The organism is Dyadobacter luteus (genome assembly GCF_003383615.1).
Taxonomy (GTDB): Bacteria; Bacteroidota; Bacteroidia; order Cytophagales; family Spirosomataceae; genus Dyadobacter; species Dyadobacter luteus.
The window spans coordinates 271,276-286,844 of sequence record NZ_QNUL01000003.1 but is presented as its reverse complement, the minus strand read 5'-3'; the positions used below and the strand labels follow the sequence as shown (position 1 = coordinate 286,844).

At 44.6% G+C, this 15,569-nt stretch carries 13 protein-coding genes; 7 read left to right on the top strand and 6 right to left on the bottom strand.

Annotated features, from left to right (window positions below):
* Nucleotides 1-4 precede the first annotated feature (4 nt).
* The 5 genes from DSL64_RS06315 to DSL64_RS06295 all read left to right on the top strand — a co-directional run bounded on the left by DSL64_RS06315 (nucleotide 5) and on the right by DSL64_RS06295 (nucleotide 5,758).
* Nucleotides 5-1,207: a DUF4374 domain-containing protein gene (locus DSL64_RS06315; protein ID WP_115829814.1), complete on the top strand. Its 1,203-nt coding sequence runs from the start codon at nucleotides 5-7 to the stop codon at nucleotides 1,205-1,207.
* An 83-nt stretch (nucleotides 1,208-1,290) separates the two neighbouring features.
* Nucleotides 1,291-2,478: a PepSY-associated TM helix domain-containing protein gene (locus tag DSL64_RS06310; RefSeq protein WP_115829813.1), complete on the top strand. Its 1,188-nt coding sequence runs from the start codon at nucleotides 1,291-1,293 to the stop codon at nucleotides 2,476-2,478.
* Nucleotides 2,479-2,548: 70 nt separating this feature from the next.
* Nucleotides 2,549-4,990 carry a TonB-dependent receptor domain-containing protein gene (locus DSL64_RS06305; protein ID WP_115829812.1) on the top strand — a complete coding sequence of 814 codons (2,442 nt, stop codon included), beginning with the start codon at nucleotides 2,549-2,551 and terminating at the stop codon, nucleotides 4,988-4,990.
* Nucleotides 4,987-5,262: a transcriptional repressor gene (locus DSL64_RS06300; RefSeq protein ID WP_115829811.1), complete on the top strand. Its 276-nt coding sequence runs from the start codon at nucleotides 4,987-4,989 to the stop codon at nucleotides 5,260-5,262. The genes DSL64_RS06305 and DSL64_RS06300 overlap by 4 nt, the downstream gene beginning before the upstream one ends.
* Nucleotides 5,263-5,347: 85 nt before the next feature.
* Nucleotides 5,348-5,758 carry a MauE/DoxX family redox-associated membrane protein gene (locus DSL64_RS06295; protein ID WP_115829810.1) on the top strand — a complete coding sequence of 137 codons (411 nt, stop codon included), beginning with the start codon at nucleotides 5,348-5,350 and terminating at the stop codon, nucleotides 5,756-5,758.
* Nucleotides 5,759-5,844: 86 nt separating this feature from the next.
* Here the strand turns inward: DSL64_RS06295 and DSL64_RS06290 are convergent, their stop codons facing one another.
* The 6 genes from DSL64_RS06290 to DSL64_RS06265 all read right to left on the bottom strand — a co-directional run bounded on the left by DSL64_RS06290 (nucleotide 5,845) and on the right by DSL64_RS06265 (nucleotide 13,752).
* Nucleotides 5,845-8,961, bottom strand: coding sequence for an efflux RND transporter permease subunit (locus DSL64_RS06290; RefSeq protein WP_115829809.1), 3,117 nt, complete (start codon nucleotides 8,959-8,961; stop codon nucleotides 5,845-5,847).
* 3 nt (nucleotides 8,962-8,964) lie between these two features.
* Nucleotides 8,965-9,264 carry a DUF190 domain-containing protein gene (locus tag DSL64_RS06285; RefSeq protein ID WP_115829808.1) on the bottom strand — a complete coding sequence of 100 codons (300 nt, stop codon included), beginning with the start codon at nucleotides 9,262-9,264 and terminating at the stop codon, nucleotides 8,965-8,967.
* Nucleotides 9,265-9,303: 39 nt separating this feature from the next.
* On the bottom strand, nucleotides 9,304-10,356 hold the full coding sequence (locus tag DSL64_RS06280) for an efflux RND transporter periplasmic adaptor subunit (RefSeq protein ID WP_199539337.1): 1,053 nt from the start codon (nucleotides 10,354-10,356) through the stop codon (nucleotides 9,304-9,306).
* 1 nt (nucleotide 10,357) lies between these two features.
* Nucleotides 10,358-11,608, bottom strand: a complete 1,251-nt coding sequence (locus tag DSL64_RS06275) for a TolC family protein (protein WP_199539336.1) — start codon at nucleotides 11,606-11,608, stop codon at nucleotides 10,358-10,360.
* Between the two features lie 99 nt (nucleotides 11,609-11,707).
* The gene (locus tag DSL64_RS06270; protein WP_115829806.1) at nucleotides 11,708-13,075 is read right to left on the bottom strand and encodes a HAMP domain-containing sensor histidine kinase; all 1,368 of its coding nucleotides are present in this window, start codon (nucleotides 13,073-13,075) and stop codon (nucleotides 11,708-11,710) included.
* Nucleotides 13,072-13,752, bottom strand: a complete 681-nt coding sequence (locus DSL64_RS06265; protein ID WP_115829805.1) for a response regulator transcription factor — start codon at nucleotides 13,750-13,752, stop codon at nucleotides 13,072-13,074. The genes DSL64_RS06270 and DSL64_RS06265 overlap by 4 nt, the downstream gene beginning before the upstream one ends.
* Before the next feature lie 247 nt (nucleotides 13,753-13,999).
* On the opposite strand from DSL64_RS06265, the gene DSL64_RS06260 reads away from it, so the two are divergent.
* Both DSL64_RS06260 and DSL64_RS06255 read left to right on the top strand, forming a co-directional pair.
* A complete protein-coding gene (locus tag DSL64_RS06260) occupies nucleotides 14,000-14,542 on the top strand; it encodes an NADPH-dependent FMN reductase (RefSeq protein ID WP_229216982.1) in 543 nt (180 codons plus the stop codon).
* A 122-nt stretch (nucleotides 14,543-14,664) separates the two neighbouring features.
* Nucleotides 14,665-15,069 carry a putative quinol monooxygenase gene (locus DSL64_RS06255; protein ID WP_115829803.1) on the top strand — a complete coding sequence of 135 codons (405 nt, stop codon included), beginning with the start codon at nucleotides 14,665-14,667 and terminating at the stop codon, nucleotides 15,067-15,069.
* The last annotated feature ends 500 nt before the right edge of the window (nucleotides 15,070-15,569 follow it).

Below are 15,569 nucleotides of genomic sequence, written 5' to 3'. Positions count from 1 at the left end.
TGACATGAAGAAAATAACACTTTTGGCCCTTTGGGGTATGGTGGCGGTGTTGGGTGCGTGCAGCAGCAGCGAGGAAAAAGAAGTAGAGCCTGAAAAAGAAGCAGGAACATATAATTTTGCACTATGGCCTACGGTAGGCAGCTGGCCGAATGTATCGTATTTTGTACTTGGTTTTGATAAACTGACTGAAGGAACAGCAAGCCTTACGGGCCAGGGCGCAGATGTGACAACAACTGTAAGCAGTGCGGTGATTAACAAAAATGGCTACTATTATTTCTACAACACGACTGAAGGAAAATTCAGTAAGTTTCAATTCAAAAATGATCAGTTACAGACGATTACGCAGATGCCCTACACGCACCTCGTGAGCATGACAGGTCATACCTGGGTGGATGATAATACGTTGATCATGGTAGGTTTGGATGCGACAAGCACCAAGATCAATTATTCGGTCATCGATGTGACAACTATGAAAATCACGAACGGACAAATAGCCGGTGTACCTGCTATACCATCGGGTTACACCAGACTTTTGGTGGGAGGAGATATTCAGTTTGTCAATGGAAAATTCTTTATTTCGGTCGGTTTTATGCCTGGAGGATACGAGATTTATCCTGAAATGACAGTGCTGGAAGTAAAGTATCCAAGCTTTGAAGTGGGTACAGTTTCAAAGGATTCACGTACGGCTGGGGTGGGAAGCACATCTGGCTATTACGGTACTTCTTTCAAAACTGAAAGCAACGATGTGTATTTCCTTGTGAACTGGAATCCGGCCTGGAAACCAGGCGTGTACTCACCAATTATGGCCTACAGGATTAAAAACGGAGCGACGGGTCTTGACCCAAATTATATCATCGATACCAAAGCAGTGCTTGGCTATGAGGCTTCCGGTTTGTTTATGAATGTTGGAAACGGCAAGGCGATCATCAAATACAGAGACACAAGCATTACCGGTGACTACCAGACACGCTATGCGATTATCGATCTGGCTACAGGAAAACTGCACAAAAGACTTACCGAGCTTCCGGGCGATCGCACGGGTGAAAGAAATGTGTGTGCAAGTGAGGGAAAAGCGTACATCGCCATTAATGCAGATACAACGAAAGACAATATCTGGATCTACGATTCCGCCACCGATACGGTAACCAAAGGACTTGAAATTGAAGGTGGTTATTCAAGCTTTACCCGTTTGGATAAGTTGGATTAACTCTTTCGCTATTTTAACAGATATGCTTTCCTGCCGGGACGCATATCTGTGTTTGTTTACACCATTGCTGCATTTGACTAATCATGGAAAACCCTGCAACCCCAAAAGAAAAACGGACGATAAAAACCAAATCGAAGCCTTCCTGGCTCAGGCAGTTTAACGACTGGTTCCATTTGTGGATTGGTATCGCTGCAGGTATTCCGGTGATTATCATCAGTCTGACGGGCTGTGTACTGGTTTTTGAAAGTGAAATCGGGGCAATGCTGCGTACCAAATATGAAGTGGAAAGACCCGCAGGAGCTCACCTGCTTCCACCCTCTGTAGTACGCGCCAAAGTGCTGGAGCAGTTACCGGACATGCAAATCCGCCGGCTGTGGTATTACGGAGAAGGCAAAACGGTCAGATTATCACCGGACAATTCCGATTCATTGATTTTTGCCAATCCTTACACGGGTAAAGTATTGGGAATGGAAGACCATGAAGACATATTCGAATTCTTTGACGAAGGACACCGCCATCTGTGGTTTTCGAGGGAAGTCGGTAGCAAGATCGTTGGCTGGAGTACTGCCATATTCGTGGTGCTAACCATTACAGGTCTTGTGCTTTGGTGGCCAAAGAATTGGACGATTCGTGAGCTCAAACAGGCATTCACGATTAAGTGGAGCGCCAAATTCAAGCGTGTCAACTACGACTTACATAACGTATTAGGCTTCTATTCCATGATCATTGCGCTGTTGATGAGCTTCACCGGCCTCATGATGAGTTTCCGGTTCGTCAATAAATCGGTGTTGGATTTGCTGGGTGGTGCTACAGACAGGGGCGCTGAAGTGACTGCTATCGAGGCTGGTCCAACGACCGTTCCTGTTACAATGGAAGGGAAAGTAGATTTGGTCTGGAAACTGGTGACGACCGAAATAGGGGAGTTTAAAAAAGACGAAATCAGTATACATTTTCCTAAGGAGGACGCCAAATGGATCTATGCCTGTACAGACATGTATGAGGGCACCTGGCGTGAGCTGAATTTTGATGTCAATACACTTGCGTTGCTATCCAATTCACATGCAAAAATCTCAGAGGATACTCCTGCCAACTGGATGCGGCGCTCCAACCTGTCGTTACACGTCGGAACTTTTGGAGGGCTGTTTACCAAATGGATCTTTTTCTTCGCCAGCCTGATTTGCGGCACATTACCCATTACCGGGTTTTATATCTGGTGGGGAAAAAGGAAGAAAAAAACAGGTAGAAAAGTCAGAACTTCCGCGGCAGGCTAACGTTCCTGTCAACTGCTTATCTCATCATAAAATCAGTTCATCCTGATTCAAATTTTAGCTACTCATCAACATGAAGGCTTCACGCTTTTTACTCACTTTGTTATGTCTTTTTTGTTGCGCAACCGGGTTCGTTTGCGCGCAGTCAACGATTAGAGGTAAACTCAACAATAAGGAAGGGAAACCTGTTGAATTTGCGACCGTGGCTGTTTTTTTATCAGCAGACAGCAGTTTGGTTCAGGCGGGGCTGAGTGACGTGGATGGTGTATTTGAATTCAAAAACATTAAAGTGGGGAGCTATTATCTGACTGCAAGTTCAATAGGTTATCAAAATTTTCGATCCAAATCAATCAAGACCGGTGCGGGTATTTCATCCATTGGGGTTTGTGTGATGGAAACTGCTGCGAATGATTTGCAGGAAGTGACAATCACAGGACAGAAATCGCTCGTGGAAATGAAGCAAGACCGTATTGTTTTTAATGTAGAAAACAACATTTTCTCAGAAGGAAATACAGCTTTGGAATTGTTGGAAAAAGCTCCGGGCGTTACGGTGGACCAGGACGGAAACATTGCACTGAAAGGAAAAGAAGGTGTGAAAGTGATGCTGAATGGCAGATTGAGCTATCTGAGTCAGAGTGAACTGGCGACTTTGCTCAAAGCGACGCCATCAGGTACGATTTCTAAAATTGAGGTGATCACCAACCCATCGTCCAAGTATGATGCAGCGGGGAATTCGGGTATGCTCAATATCGTGATGAAAGAAAATAAAGATTCGGGATTGAACGGAAACATCAGTCTGAATGCGGCACGAGGCAGAGCCGGGCGTTACGGCGCTGGTATTTCGTTAAATTTTCGAAAGGATAAATGGAACCTGTTTTCGACCTACAACCATAGTCAGCGCACTGAAATTGAATTCCGGGAAGATATGCGCCGGTTCAGGAACGAAGGTGTTGTTAACCGCTACTCCGACCAGCGTACCGAAGCGACGATCAATCCATTGTCGCATAACTTCAAAATCGGTGCTGATTATCAAATAAGTAGCAGAGATATTATTGGTATTATGGTGGATGGAAATGTGGGAAGCAGCGATAATGATCTGTTGACCAGCAATAAGTTAGTTGACTTTGCTACCGGAAATACTATTATTGATGCACAGACAAAAAGCGTTGATGGTTCGAAATGGAACAGTTTGTCTTATAATCTGAACTATACACACAAGTTCAATGATCAGGGCAGGGAACTGTCGGCAGATGTCAATTACTCCACTAACAGTTTCGATGCAAACCAAAGAATGGAAACGCGCTATTTTGATGCCTTCGGAGAAAACTCGCGGCCTTTGTCGGGACGAAATGGCATTATACCCTCGTATACGGATGTGTATGTAGGCAAAGTGGATTATGTGCATCCTTTGAATGGAAAGTCGAAATTGGAAACAGGCTGGAAAGGCAGCTTCGTGCAGGTGGATAACAACCTGAAATATGATACATTGAGCGGCAATGCGTGGGTAAAAGATGCAGGGACGACCAATCATTTTATATACAAAGAACAAATCCAGGCCGGTTATCTGAATTACAGCAATGAGTGGGGCAAATTGAGCGTCATGGCCGGTTTACGACTGGAATATACACAGACTGAGGGACATCAGGTTACGACAGATTCGCTGGTGAAGCGGAGTTACCTGAAACTTTTTCCGAGCTTATTTACAACCTATCAGCTCAGTGATGATAACAGTTTTCAGCTCTCCTACAGCCGCCGTATCGGTCGGCCTGATTATAATGATCTGAACCCGTTCCGCATTTACAGGGATCCTTATCAGTACCACGGAGGAAATCCTTTTTTGCTCCCACAGTTGAGCCATTCGTTTGAAATCTCCCACAATTTCAAAGGAGTGATCATCACCAGTCTGGAGTACAACCATACAGCAGATGCCATCAACTGGCTCATGCAACAGGTTGATAGCCTGAACCTGACGGTCAGTACGCGTGAAAATCTGAAAAGCCGAAGCTATTTGGGCGCAAGCGTTTCAGCAAATCTGAATCCGGCTCCGTGGTGGACGATCAATAGCTTTTTGAATATCTTCAGAAGCCATTTTATAGGCGGAGACAAGATAGCCGTCAGAGGTGTGGACAATGCGCAGGTAAGTTTTTATGGGAACCTGAGTAACAGTTTTAAAATTCTGAAGGACTTATCAGCGGAGTACAGCCTCAATTACACATCTCCAACCGTGTATGGCGTGTACAGTAACAGGAGTGTTTTTGTGATGTCGGCGGGTTTACAGAAAAAGCTGTTTGCCGGAAAAGGAAATCTGAAACTAACCGTGAATGATCTTTTGGCCGGAAGGCAGCGCCGCAACAGCGCCCGTTTTGACAACCTCGATTTCAGCGGTCGGGTACGGTTCGACAGCCGTGCAGCAAACCTTTCATTTACTTATGGTTTTGGTAAGAAAATTTCGCCGGCAAGGAAGAGACAGTCGGGTAGTGAGGATATTGAAAACCGTGTAAAACGTGAGCTATGAGCAGAATCGCTACGGAGATAAGAACATTTTGTAAGGTACGTGGCGTGCGTTGTCCTGCGAAGAAGCTGATGGTTGCGGAGTTCCTTCAAAAACGAAAGGAGTATATATGTGCAGGGAATTTGTATCTGGCATTACGCAACAGCAATGTAAAGATAAGCTACGCGGCAATTTATGAGTCTCTTACATGGCTTACGATCAATGGTTTTGTGGAATGCCTGGCTGGGAAGGGAAGTATTGGGAACGAGAACAGGTTTCGGGTTAAGCCGAAATAGGGCAAGGAGGGTTTGTTTTCTTAAACCAGCTTAAGAAAATGTGCCTTTCAGTTGTGTTTCTTTGTTCAAAAAACCAAGTGGTACGATGAACAGGAACGAAAAAAATATTCAATACCAACTGCTCTTTTTAAGATGGGCTTTGGCTACGGCATTGTTATCGGCAGTTGCTGATCGTCTGGGAATGTGGCCTGCAGCACTTAGTAATTGGGGAAATTGGAAAAGCTTCGAGGATTATACCCGTCAGCTCACATTCTTTTTGCCGGAATGGATGAGTCGTGCCAGTGCCTATGTTGCCACCGCTGCTGAGGTAATCTTAGGACTATTTTTAATCATAGGTTTCCAACTGAAATGGACTGCTCTGTTTACGGCAGCATTACTTCTCTTCTTTGGCCTTTCGATGATTGTGGCTTTGGGGGTTAAGTCGACTTTCGATTATTCCGTTTGGGTCGGATGCGCAGGTGCATTATTACTTAGCAGTCAGTATAGTTCGCGTTGAGCATTTTAAAAATCAGCCTCAAATGACATAAATCCGTTTGGGTGAATTTGTGTTGTTTGAGGCTAAGATTTAAGCAAACTTAAAATTTACTTTTTGCCACTTTTGGTAATCCACAAATAGAGCGGTGGAATAAGAACAGGTGCAAACAGAAGTGTGCTGGTTAGCCCACCGATAATCACAGTAGCCAGCGGACGCTGTACGTCCGAACCGATTCCTGAAGAAATGGCAGCTGGAACTAACCCCACAATGGCTACGACAAGAATCGATAAAAGTGCACGCAGCTGATCAGTAGAAGCAAAAAGAACACTGCCTTCCGGATCTTCCTGATTGGCTTCAACAGCTCTGTTGATCGCCGAGACAAGTAATACACCAGCCATCACCGAGATCCCGAAAATACTCACAAACCCTACACCTGCCGACACATTGAAATAGTATCCCCTCAACAACAGCGCGACAATACCTCCACCCAAAGCGAACAGGATACAGCTCATTGTTACCATCGTGTGACGCAGGTTTTTGAACAACATAAACAGAAACAGGAATACCAGCACGATAGTAAGCGGAATGGTAAATGCCAGTTGCTTTCCTGCCCGTTGCAGGTTTTCATACTGTCCGCCAAATACGATATTGTACCCTTTCGGTAGTTTGATTTTTGCATCCAGTTTATCTTTCAGCTCTTTCACAAAACCACCCTGATCGCGGCCGTGGATGTTGGTTCTGACTGTTACCATACGTTTGCTTCCGTAGCGATAAATGTTGGTCTGACCCTGCACAAAATGAATGTCTGCCAGCTGATCCATTGGAATCAGTGCTCCGCTTAGCGACTGCACCTGTATATTTTTAATGGCGTCGATAGAGTTTCTGTATTCGGGCATGAAGCGTACAAGCACATCGTAGCGCTTGGTTCCATCGTATAAGGTCGAAATCGTTTTTCCTCCAATCGCCGCTTCAACCAGACTTTGAATATCTCCTACATTGATACCAAACCGAGCTGCGGCCTTGCGGTCAATATTAATCGCAAGCTGATCCTGTGGTCCTTCCTGTTCAATGTTGACATTCTCAGCTCCGGGCATTTGCCTTGCAATCGCGGCGATGCTATCTGCTTTCTGGCGCATCATCGTAAGATCATCACCGACAATCGAAACCGCCAGGTCTGCCGCACTTCCTGTCACAATTTCCATCACCTGATCAATAATGGGTTGCCCCGAAGAGAAGGTAACTGAAGGGAGCTGTTTCTGAAGATCTGCTTTGATCAATGCTACCAGTTCTTTTTTTGAGATCGTTTTGCTCCATTGGTCATAATCTTTCAGTCCAACCAGAATTTCATTCCGGTTGGCAGGGAATGGGTCTGTTCCATCGTCGTTACGTCCCGTTTGGGTGATCACGTAGGCGATTTGCGGGTATTTGGCGATGATACTCCTGATTTTCGGAGCGTAGGAGGCATTTTCCTGAATGGTGATACCAGCTGCAAAGTTTCCTCTCAAAAATATAGAACCTTCGTCGAGTGAGGGTAGGAATTCTGTTCCCAATCTTGTCCCCATCAAAACTAGTAACGCAACTACAGCAAAGCCAATGATTACCGCTTTTTTGTATTGAATTAAAAGATATCTGAGTGTCCTGCCATATACTTTTGAAAGAAAATCCAGTATCAGATTTTTATGTTCTTTAAATGGTTTTTCAGGATCTGAAAGCTGTTTATTATAGGCGAATGAAATCAGCACAGGTATAAATGTCAGCGCTGCAAGCATGGAGCCGATTACTGCGAAAGCCAGAGTCAATGCCATGGGGGAGAAGAGTTTTCCTTCTACCCTGGTCATTAGCAGGATTGGCATATAGGCCAGGATAATGATGGTTACGGAGAAGAAAATTTCCCGACCCACTTCCTGCGCTGCCAAAAGCGTGATTTTGGTAATACCCTGTTTTTTTTCTTCTGGCGAAGCCATGCGGTATTTTCTCGTCAGATGTTCTGCCATCACACAAGCCCCGTCCACAATAATCCCGAAATCTATGGCTCCCAGTGAGAGCAGGTTCGCCGGAATTCCGGTCAGGCGCATCAGTATAAATGCAAACAGCAACGAGAATGGAATAGTGAGCGCAACCACAATCGCACTGCGAACGCTTCCTAAAAAGAAGATCAGTAAAATCACTACGATGGATACACCTTCGAACAGGGTGTGCGCCACTGTTTCAAGTGAGTGATCAATCAAGAAACTCCGATCGTACAATGGTCTCAGATGTACACCTTCCGGTAGCTCGCTGCTTTGCACATCCGCCATTTTTTCTTTCAGCAATTTCAAAACCTCGCTGGGGTTCTCATACCGTCTTAGCAGAATAATCCCTTCAACACCGCTGTTGACATTCACACTGTCTTTGGTAACCGTATAGCCCAGCACGCCACTGGGTGGTGGCGGAGCAATTTCCACACTGGCCAGATCGCCAATAAATACACTGTTGCCATTCTGAGATTTGAGAAGGATATTTTTGATATCGTCTTCTGTTTTGAGCGCACCCAAACTACGGACTGCAAACCCCTGTCCGCCTACCGAAATTATATCCCCACCTGTGTTCTGGTTATTGGCATTGACAGCATCCATCACATTCTGTAGTGTCAGATTGTATTTACGCAATGCCTCGGGTGAGGTGATGATATGGAATTGTTTCAGCGGCCCGCCAAAGGTAACCACGTCGGCAATTCCCGGAACCTGTAATAATGCCGGTTTAATCACCCAGTCCTGCAGATCGCGCAGTTGTGTCTGACTATAAGTAGCAGGAGCTTCCACCACATAACGGAAAATCTCACCTACCGCCGTACTCAGCGGCGCCAGCTCAGGCAATACACCTTCGGGAAGCTCAGCAGATGCGAGTCTTTCGGTGACCTGTTGTCGTGCGAAATAATCGTTTGTACCATCCTTGAAAGTAAGTTGCACCACAGACAGACCAAAGATCGTACGGCTCCGACGATCCAGTACGTTGGGTGTATTCTGCAAAGCACGCTCAATAGGGACTGTTACCTGCTGCTCGACTTCTTCGGCAGCACGCCCTTTGTATTGGGCTACCACGATGACGTTCGTATCGGCAATGTCCGGGTAGGCCTCAATTTTTAAATTAATAAAACACCAGTAACCGATTGCCATAATCACGACGCTGGCTGCTATCACAACCCATCGGTTTCTTAAACTAAACAGGAGCAAGTTCTTGATCATTGCTTACCAGATTTCAACTTGTTGGGTAATAATAAATCCGCTGTTAACAGTTTTGCGGAGCTCTGTGAGGGTGTTGCGCACTTTGTTCTCTTCATCTATGAAAGTGATCATCGTGGGTGTCTGATCAAAGCTGAAGAGTTCGTTGGGGCGGTTGAGGTAACGGCCTTCACCGTAACCCAACCGACCGCGGAATAATGTCGCTCCCTTGATTTTACGATCAATCAGGAATTCGAGAATGAATTCATACAAGGGTTTGTCTTGCATCAACTCGTCCATGTCGATATATATTTGTGCTTTTAGCATGGTTTATTTCTTAATGGTGAGAAATAGTAAGGCCTCAGATCAGTAGCCAAATGATAAGCCTTTCAGCTGCATTACCCCTTTCACTGCTACGGAATCACCGGCCTGTATGCCCTGGTATACGATGAATCTGTCGTCGGTCATTCTGCCCAATTCCACTGTTTTTCTGATGAAGGTGTCCGCTCCGTTTCTGACAAAAACATAACTTTTCCCCTGCACGGTAACCAGCGCATTTTTGTCGATACTGAGGGTGTTCCCCTGGCTTATCCCCATGGCAACAGTGGCAAACATACCCGCTTTGAAATGCCCGCTGCTGTTGTCAACCGTAATCCGGACTTTCACCATTTGCGAATTCTGGTCGATCAGATCTGCCACATCGTCAATTTTGCCTTCAAAGGTTTGATTGGGAAATGCATTGAAACTGAGTGTGCAAGCCGCGCCTTCTTTGATGTTGTTGAGCTGACTTTCAGGTACTTCACAAATCACAAAAGCTTTGGCAACAGGAGCTTGTCTTAATGCTGCCGGGTTGAATCCGGCTGCTTTCAGGCGGGTCTCATGTTCGATAATGGCTGTACGTTCTGCCGCCAGGTCATTAGCAGCTACAGATGCATCTGTCTGTGCCGAAAGCAGTTCAATTTGTGCATTCGCTACATCCTTGCCTGTACCTGCCCCGTTTTTAAACAGATCGTCGAAACGGGCAACTTCTACTTTTTTGCGGGCAATTACGGCGTCTTTTTGTGCCAGAATTCCCTGCAATTGTTTGATTTTTTGCTGATGGGTCAACAGTTCAGTATAGTTGAAGGATAAAGACGGATCTTCAAACAATATGATGTTTTGCTGAGCACCTTCACCGGATTTCGCGACAGTGGCCGCCACCTTTGCAGGAGCACTGAAACGTGCAGATTGCATGGAATTTCCTGCCGTTTCTGTTGTGAAAAATGCAATCATTTTCTGGTCCGGGAAAACGATTTTTGCACCATTCTGACTGGTAACCGGCGTTTCCTCCTGCTGAGGTTTTCCGGTTTCTTCTTTTTTGCCACAGCTGGTAAGCAGCCCGATCAGCAGAAGACTATACGGAAGAAGGTTTTTGATCATTTTAATTTGCAAGTTGATTAATGGCACCTGATACATAAAGCAGCTTCACATAGCTTTCGCGGTACTGCTGCAATGTTCTGTAATAGTTCTGACGGGTTTCCAGCCAGCTGCGATGGGCTTCCAGTAAGTCCACAATGGTGGTTCCGCCCCTTAAATAAGAGTAGCTGACGCTCGTCAAAATCTGCTGCGCCTGGCTGAGGAGCGTGTTAAAGTTTTCCAGATTCTCTTTGTTGATCTGATAGGATCTTTGCGCTGTTACAATTTCAGAATCAGCCACATTTCGTCGTGCGGCAAATTCCTGTTCTGTCTGACTTTTGACAATTCTGGATTTTTGAATTTCGCCCTGATTTCTGGAAAAAACAGGCAGATCTATGGTTGCGAATACGCCGAGATAGGGAATCGTGTTTTGCGGGTTATAAATAACGCCGAGTTCAGGTTGCGGCACAGCCAGTGACTTTTGTAGCTTGATATTGGCATCCGCTGTCTGAACTGCCGTTTTGAGCGCCTGCAAATCTGCCCGGTCGTCAGACTTCATTAAGAGAGAATCTATACCCAATGATTTTCCCGCGAACAAATCGAAACGGTCGGATGTATCAATGGCCACTTCTTTTTTTTCGCCCAGAAGTATCTGCAGATTGATCAGCTCATTTTTGTAATCCTGTTCTGCAGACTTCATTTCCATTTTGTATTGTCCGGCAAGAAGCTGCGTGCGTACCAGATCGGTTTGCGCAATCACTTCGTTTTTTAACCTCACCTTATTGATGGTGATCAAACTATCCGTGTTATTTTGAGCGAGTTGCAACAGATCGAGTTGTTTGCGCAGGGTCCATACGTCCAGCCATTTTAGAGCCACATCCTGCAACAGATTTCGCTCAGTTTCCTGCAGCATCTTTTGCGACAACTCCGCATTTTTGTTGGCGAATTCGATCTTGTTGCTGCGTTGAGCAGTGGTTTGGAATGTCTTTGTAAGCTGCCACCATATCTGCTGGTTCTTGCCGCTCATCAGATGCGTGCCCGGCTCGTAATGAGAAGGGCGAACCTGAGCAAGACTCTGGTTATTCAGGACAGGGTTGGGGCGGAGCCCGGCTGTAACGATATCCGCCTGCGACATAGCAACATTCAGAGCCTGAGACTTCAGGAACGGGTTGTTTTCTCTGGCAGTTTGCAGTGCTTGCTGCAGCGTGAGGCCAGGTTGACTTACAGCAGGGTAAAAGCTGCAGGTAAGTAGGATTATTATGATTAAGTTTCGCATTGCCATCATGGGTATTACTGGCAGCAAAACTCGCTCAAAGGGTTCAGAAAGGCCGTTAGAGGACCTTTATAAAAAAATTATAAATCCATTAGAAAGGTTTTATACATGAGGCAGAGATATGAGAAAGCTGGTTCCTTTCCCCGGTTCGGAATCCACGCTTAACTCGCCGTGATGAAGCGCAACGATTTTGCTGCACAGCGACAAGCCGATTCCGTTTCCATCTGCGTACTTTTTGTTATCCCCTCTGTAGAATGGAGTAAAAATATGAGGTAAATTTTCTTTGGATATGCCAATGCCTTTGTCCGTAAATCGTGCGGTAATTTTGTCTTCCTGAATTCCGATTGTGACCAGAATGGTTTTTTCCGGAGAGAATTTGCAACCGTTTTCAAGCAGATTCGCAAACGCGACTTTTAACAGGTACTCATTTCCATGAACAGAGATGTCATCATCAATGTCAAACTCATTTTCGAAGTAAATATCAACACGATACTCGGGAAATTGCTTTTGTAACTCTTGTCTGGCATCAAGCAAAATTTCGTCTACCCGAACTTGCCGGAATGCAATTTTGGAAGAATCGTAGTTAGCTTTTGCCATATCAAGTAAACTGTTGGAAAGCTTGACCAGCTTTTGGGCGTCGCCGAGTGCATTTGTCAGTACTTCCCGGTATTCCTCCACGGCTCTGTCCTTTTCCAGCGCGAGTTCCAGCTCGGTAATCAGGGCAGAAATGGGCGTTCTCAGCTCGTGAGAGATGTTGGAGACAAATTGTTTCTGAGCGTCAAAAGAGCTTTCCAGTCTGTCAAGCATTTCATTGAAGGTGGCGGAGAGTTCTGCCAATTCATCCTTTCCATTGGCATTATCCACTCTTAAATCCAGATTGGATGCCGTGATACGTTTCACTTTTTGTACAATTTCAGTAACAGGTAGAAATGCTCTTTTTGAGAAGAAACGACCAGCTATATAGATCAAAGCAATGGAGCCGATGAAAATCGTGATCATTGCACTGAGCAGATTGCTCAGTTTTTTGTATCCATATTGGTCAAATGCGGTTGCGATTACAGCGTACTTTTTATCCCGGTGATCGAACTGTATCCCGACCACCTGCCATTGATCCTTGTAGAAACTGATTTGCTTTTTTTTCTCAATGTCAAGAATCATTTTTTTTGTTTCTTTGACGATGTCGATGTCCAGGGCATCATGATAAAGTAGCTGAAAGGAAGTGTCGTAGATGGCAACTTCTACTTCGCTGATTGTCTCTCGGTTATTTTTATAAATGGCCTGCAGTGTCGCAGGATCCACTTTTGCAGTGAAATATAAGTTGGCTTTGGTGATGGCTTCTTTTTTCAGACTCTTGTAAAACTCAGCCTCTCTGCTTCGGGAAGCAGAAATATACACAGTCGCTGCAAATACCAGTAGTATGGCAGCAGTCAGAAATGTGAACAACAAGCTCAGTTTACTCCTGATCGTCATGGTGTTTTAAATATGAAGCCCATGCCTGGTTTGGTATGGATCAGTTTTACTTCGAAATCGCGGTCTACTTTTTTGCGTAGATAGTTGACGTAAACATCGATAAAATTGGTTCCTGTGTCAAAATGCGTTTCCCAAACTTTCTCTGCGATTTCTGTTCTGGACAAAACCCTGTCACTGTTTTCAACCATGTACAGCAGCAGTTTGAATTCCTTTGGTGTAAGATTGATTTCAATACCGGATCGGGTGGCGGTTTTAGTCTGGTTATTAATGACCAGATCCGCGTAAGTTAACAAAGTGCCCTGTGTTTTATAACCACTTCCGCCACGTTTCAGCAAAGCACGTATCCTGACCTGCAGCTCCCGAAATTCAAATGGTTTAACCAGATAATCGTCGGCACCAGCATCAAAACCTTCCACTTTGTCGTCGGTAGTTCCCAACGCAGTGAGCATGATCACCGGTACATCAGGCTTAGACAATCTCAGTGCCTTACACATTTCAATCCCGTCCATTTTTGGCAGGATAACGTCGGTGATGATCAGGTCGTAGTCGTGTTGACGAGCCAGTTTCAGCCCCATCATTCCATCATAGGCGATTGTAGATTCATAGTCGTTTTCCTCCAATACCCGCTTCATAAGCGTAGCCAGTCGGTCGTCATCTTCTACTATTAATATGTGCATGTAACTTTCTGATTTTCTATATTTTAAATTTACCAATTGGAGTCTGGAAATCGAATCTTGTATACTTTGGTGCGTTTGTACTACATGGCATCGGAATATCAGCCCGAAGGTATGAATCAGGATTTGTCGTTCCAAAATGATTTTTGCCGGGACTATCTGATGGGTTCGTTTTCTAAATGCAGGAATCAGTCCAATGAACATTTTTCACGGTCATACTGTATGTTACGTGTATCAACTGTGTTCACCGGTGAAAAAGAATATTTTCGCAATAATAGGAAGTGCGGGTAAAAACTCTTCCAATGAAAAGTTAGTCGCGTATCTGCAAACTTTGACTAAGGAATATTTTGACCTGTCCATTTTCAACAGATTGAAGGAGTTGCCCCATTTTGATCCCGAACTGTCCGTGCATCACACACCTCAAATCATCAAAGATTTCAGATCCCGGATTGAAAATGCGGATGGCGTATTGATCTGTACGCCGGAATACGTTTTCAGTATTCCAAGCGGATTGAAAAATGCCATTGAATGGTGTATTGCTACAACTGTTTTTTCAGAGAAACCCACCGGACTAATTACTGCTTCGGCAAATGGAGAAAAGGGGCACACTGAGTTGCAGTTGATCATGCAGACCGCCATGGCCAGGTTCACACCTCAGACTTTATTGTTAGTTCAGGGAATTAAAGGAAAAATTAACGAGCAGGGAGAGATTGCCAACAAACAGTTGGAAGAAGATTTGGTGAAATTCGTTATAGAGTTTAAAGAACTCGTTGAAAGTGAGACAAGGACGTAGAGTTGCATGGAATCAGTAATATTGGTAGCATAAACCGGAATCCATATTGGAATTGTTTTTCCTGTAAAGGTTTTCTTTGTTGCAGTATCACAAGAATAGGAAGCTTTCAAAAAATCATTTTTATGTTAAGATTGATTAAGTCTTATATAGCCCTGATGATCCTGGTTATTGGAGCTATACTTTTTCCAACAATAAAAGCTTTGGCGCAGGAAAAATCGCAGATGGTGAGACTTGCTAAGATCAAAGTCGATCCCGCTCAATTAGAAAAGTATAATGAAGCGTTGAAGCAGCAAATGACGGCGGCCATCCACCTGGAACCTGGCGTATTGACCTATTATGCTGTGGCTGATAAAAGTGATCCTACGAATATTACTATCCTTGAAATATATGCTGATACTGCGGCTTATAATTCACATATACTGACTCCGCACTTCAAAAAATACAAGGATACAGTAAAAGATATGGTCAAATCGTTAGAGCTTGTTGATGTGTCATTGGTTGGTTCGGCGGTGAAGCCTGGTTTTTGAGGTTGAATGGAAGAGAAAAGGATTATCAGGGAGATAAATGTGGATTTTGAATAATGTATGCCTGTATTTTTTGGATGTGTTATTTTGGTAAACGTCGTCATCGCCCAACCCTTTGGGTTGAATTTGAATAGCCATGGGTGAAACCCGTGGTACAAAATGTGATTGGATCATTTTGGCAGCAACCCTTGAAGAGGGTTGAACATTACGTACCTGTAGATCGTATGCTCGGCAATTCAACTCCTGACGAAGTTGCGCAATTTGATTGTTTGCTCCGCATACTCCGGATTTCACCCGGAGCTATTCATGTTGAACCTGCGGGTTTCTTTTGAACCGGTTTTGTTATGGAATTCATTGCACGTCGGTATCCCCTTCTTACAGATCAACAAATATTTATGTTATGCCTTCAATAAGATACCTGGCAAACATCGTCAGCGTCCAACCCTTTGGGTTGAATTTGAATAGCCATGGGTTTAACCCGACGGGACAAAATGTGATTAAAT

Coding starts and splice junctions, on each gene's coding strand:
- DSL64_RS06315 (WP_115829814.1), top strand. CDS start 5: ATGAAGAAAATAACACTTTTGGCCCTTTGGGGTATGGTGGCGGTGTTG.
- DSL64_RS06310 (WP_115829813.1), top strand. CDS start 1,291: ATGGAAAACCCTGCAACCCCAAAAGAAAAACGGACGATAAAAACCAAA.
- DSL64_RS06305 (WP_115829812.1), top strand. CDS start 2,549: ATGAAGGCTTCACGCTTTTTACTCACTTTGTTATGTCTTTTTTGTTGC.
- DSL64_RS06300 (WP_115829811.1), top strand. CDS start 4,987: ATGAGCAGAATCGCTACGGAGATAAGAACATTTTGTAAGGTACGTGGC.
- DSL64_RS06295 (WP_115829810.1), top strand. CDS start 5,348: ATGAACAGGAACGAAAAAAATATTCAATACCAACTGCTCTTTTTAAGA.
- DSL64_RS06290 (WP_115829809.1), bottom strand. CDS start 8,961: ATGATCAAGAACTTGCTCCTGTTTAGTTTAAGAAACCGATGGGTTGTG.
- DSL64_RS06285 (WP_115829808.1), bottom strand. CDS start 9,264: ATGCTAAAAGCACAAATATATATCGACATGGACGAGTTGATGCAAGAC.
- DSL64_RS06280 (WP_199539337.1), bottom strand. CDS start 10,356: ATGATCAAAAACCTTCTTCCGTATAGTCTTCTGCTGATCGGGCTGCTT.
- DSL64_RS06275 (WP_199539336.1), bottom strand. CDS start 11,608: ATGCGAAACTTAATCATAATAATCCTACTTACCTGCAGCTTTTACCCT.
- DSL64_RS06270 (WP_115829806.1), bottom strand. CDS start 13,075: ATGACGATCAGGAGTAAACTGAGCTTGTTGTTCACATTTCTGACTGCT.
- DSL64_RS06265 (WP_115829805.1), bottom strand. CDS start 13,752: ATGCACATATTAATAGTAGAAGATGACGACCGACTGGCTACGCTTATG.
- DSL64_RS06255 (WP_115829803.1), top strand. CDS start 14,665: ATGTTAAGATTGATTAAGTCTTATATAGCCCTGATGATCCTGGTTATT.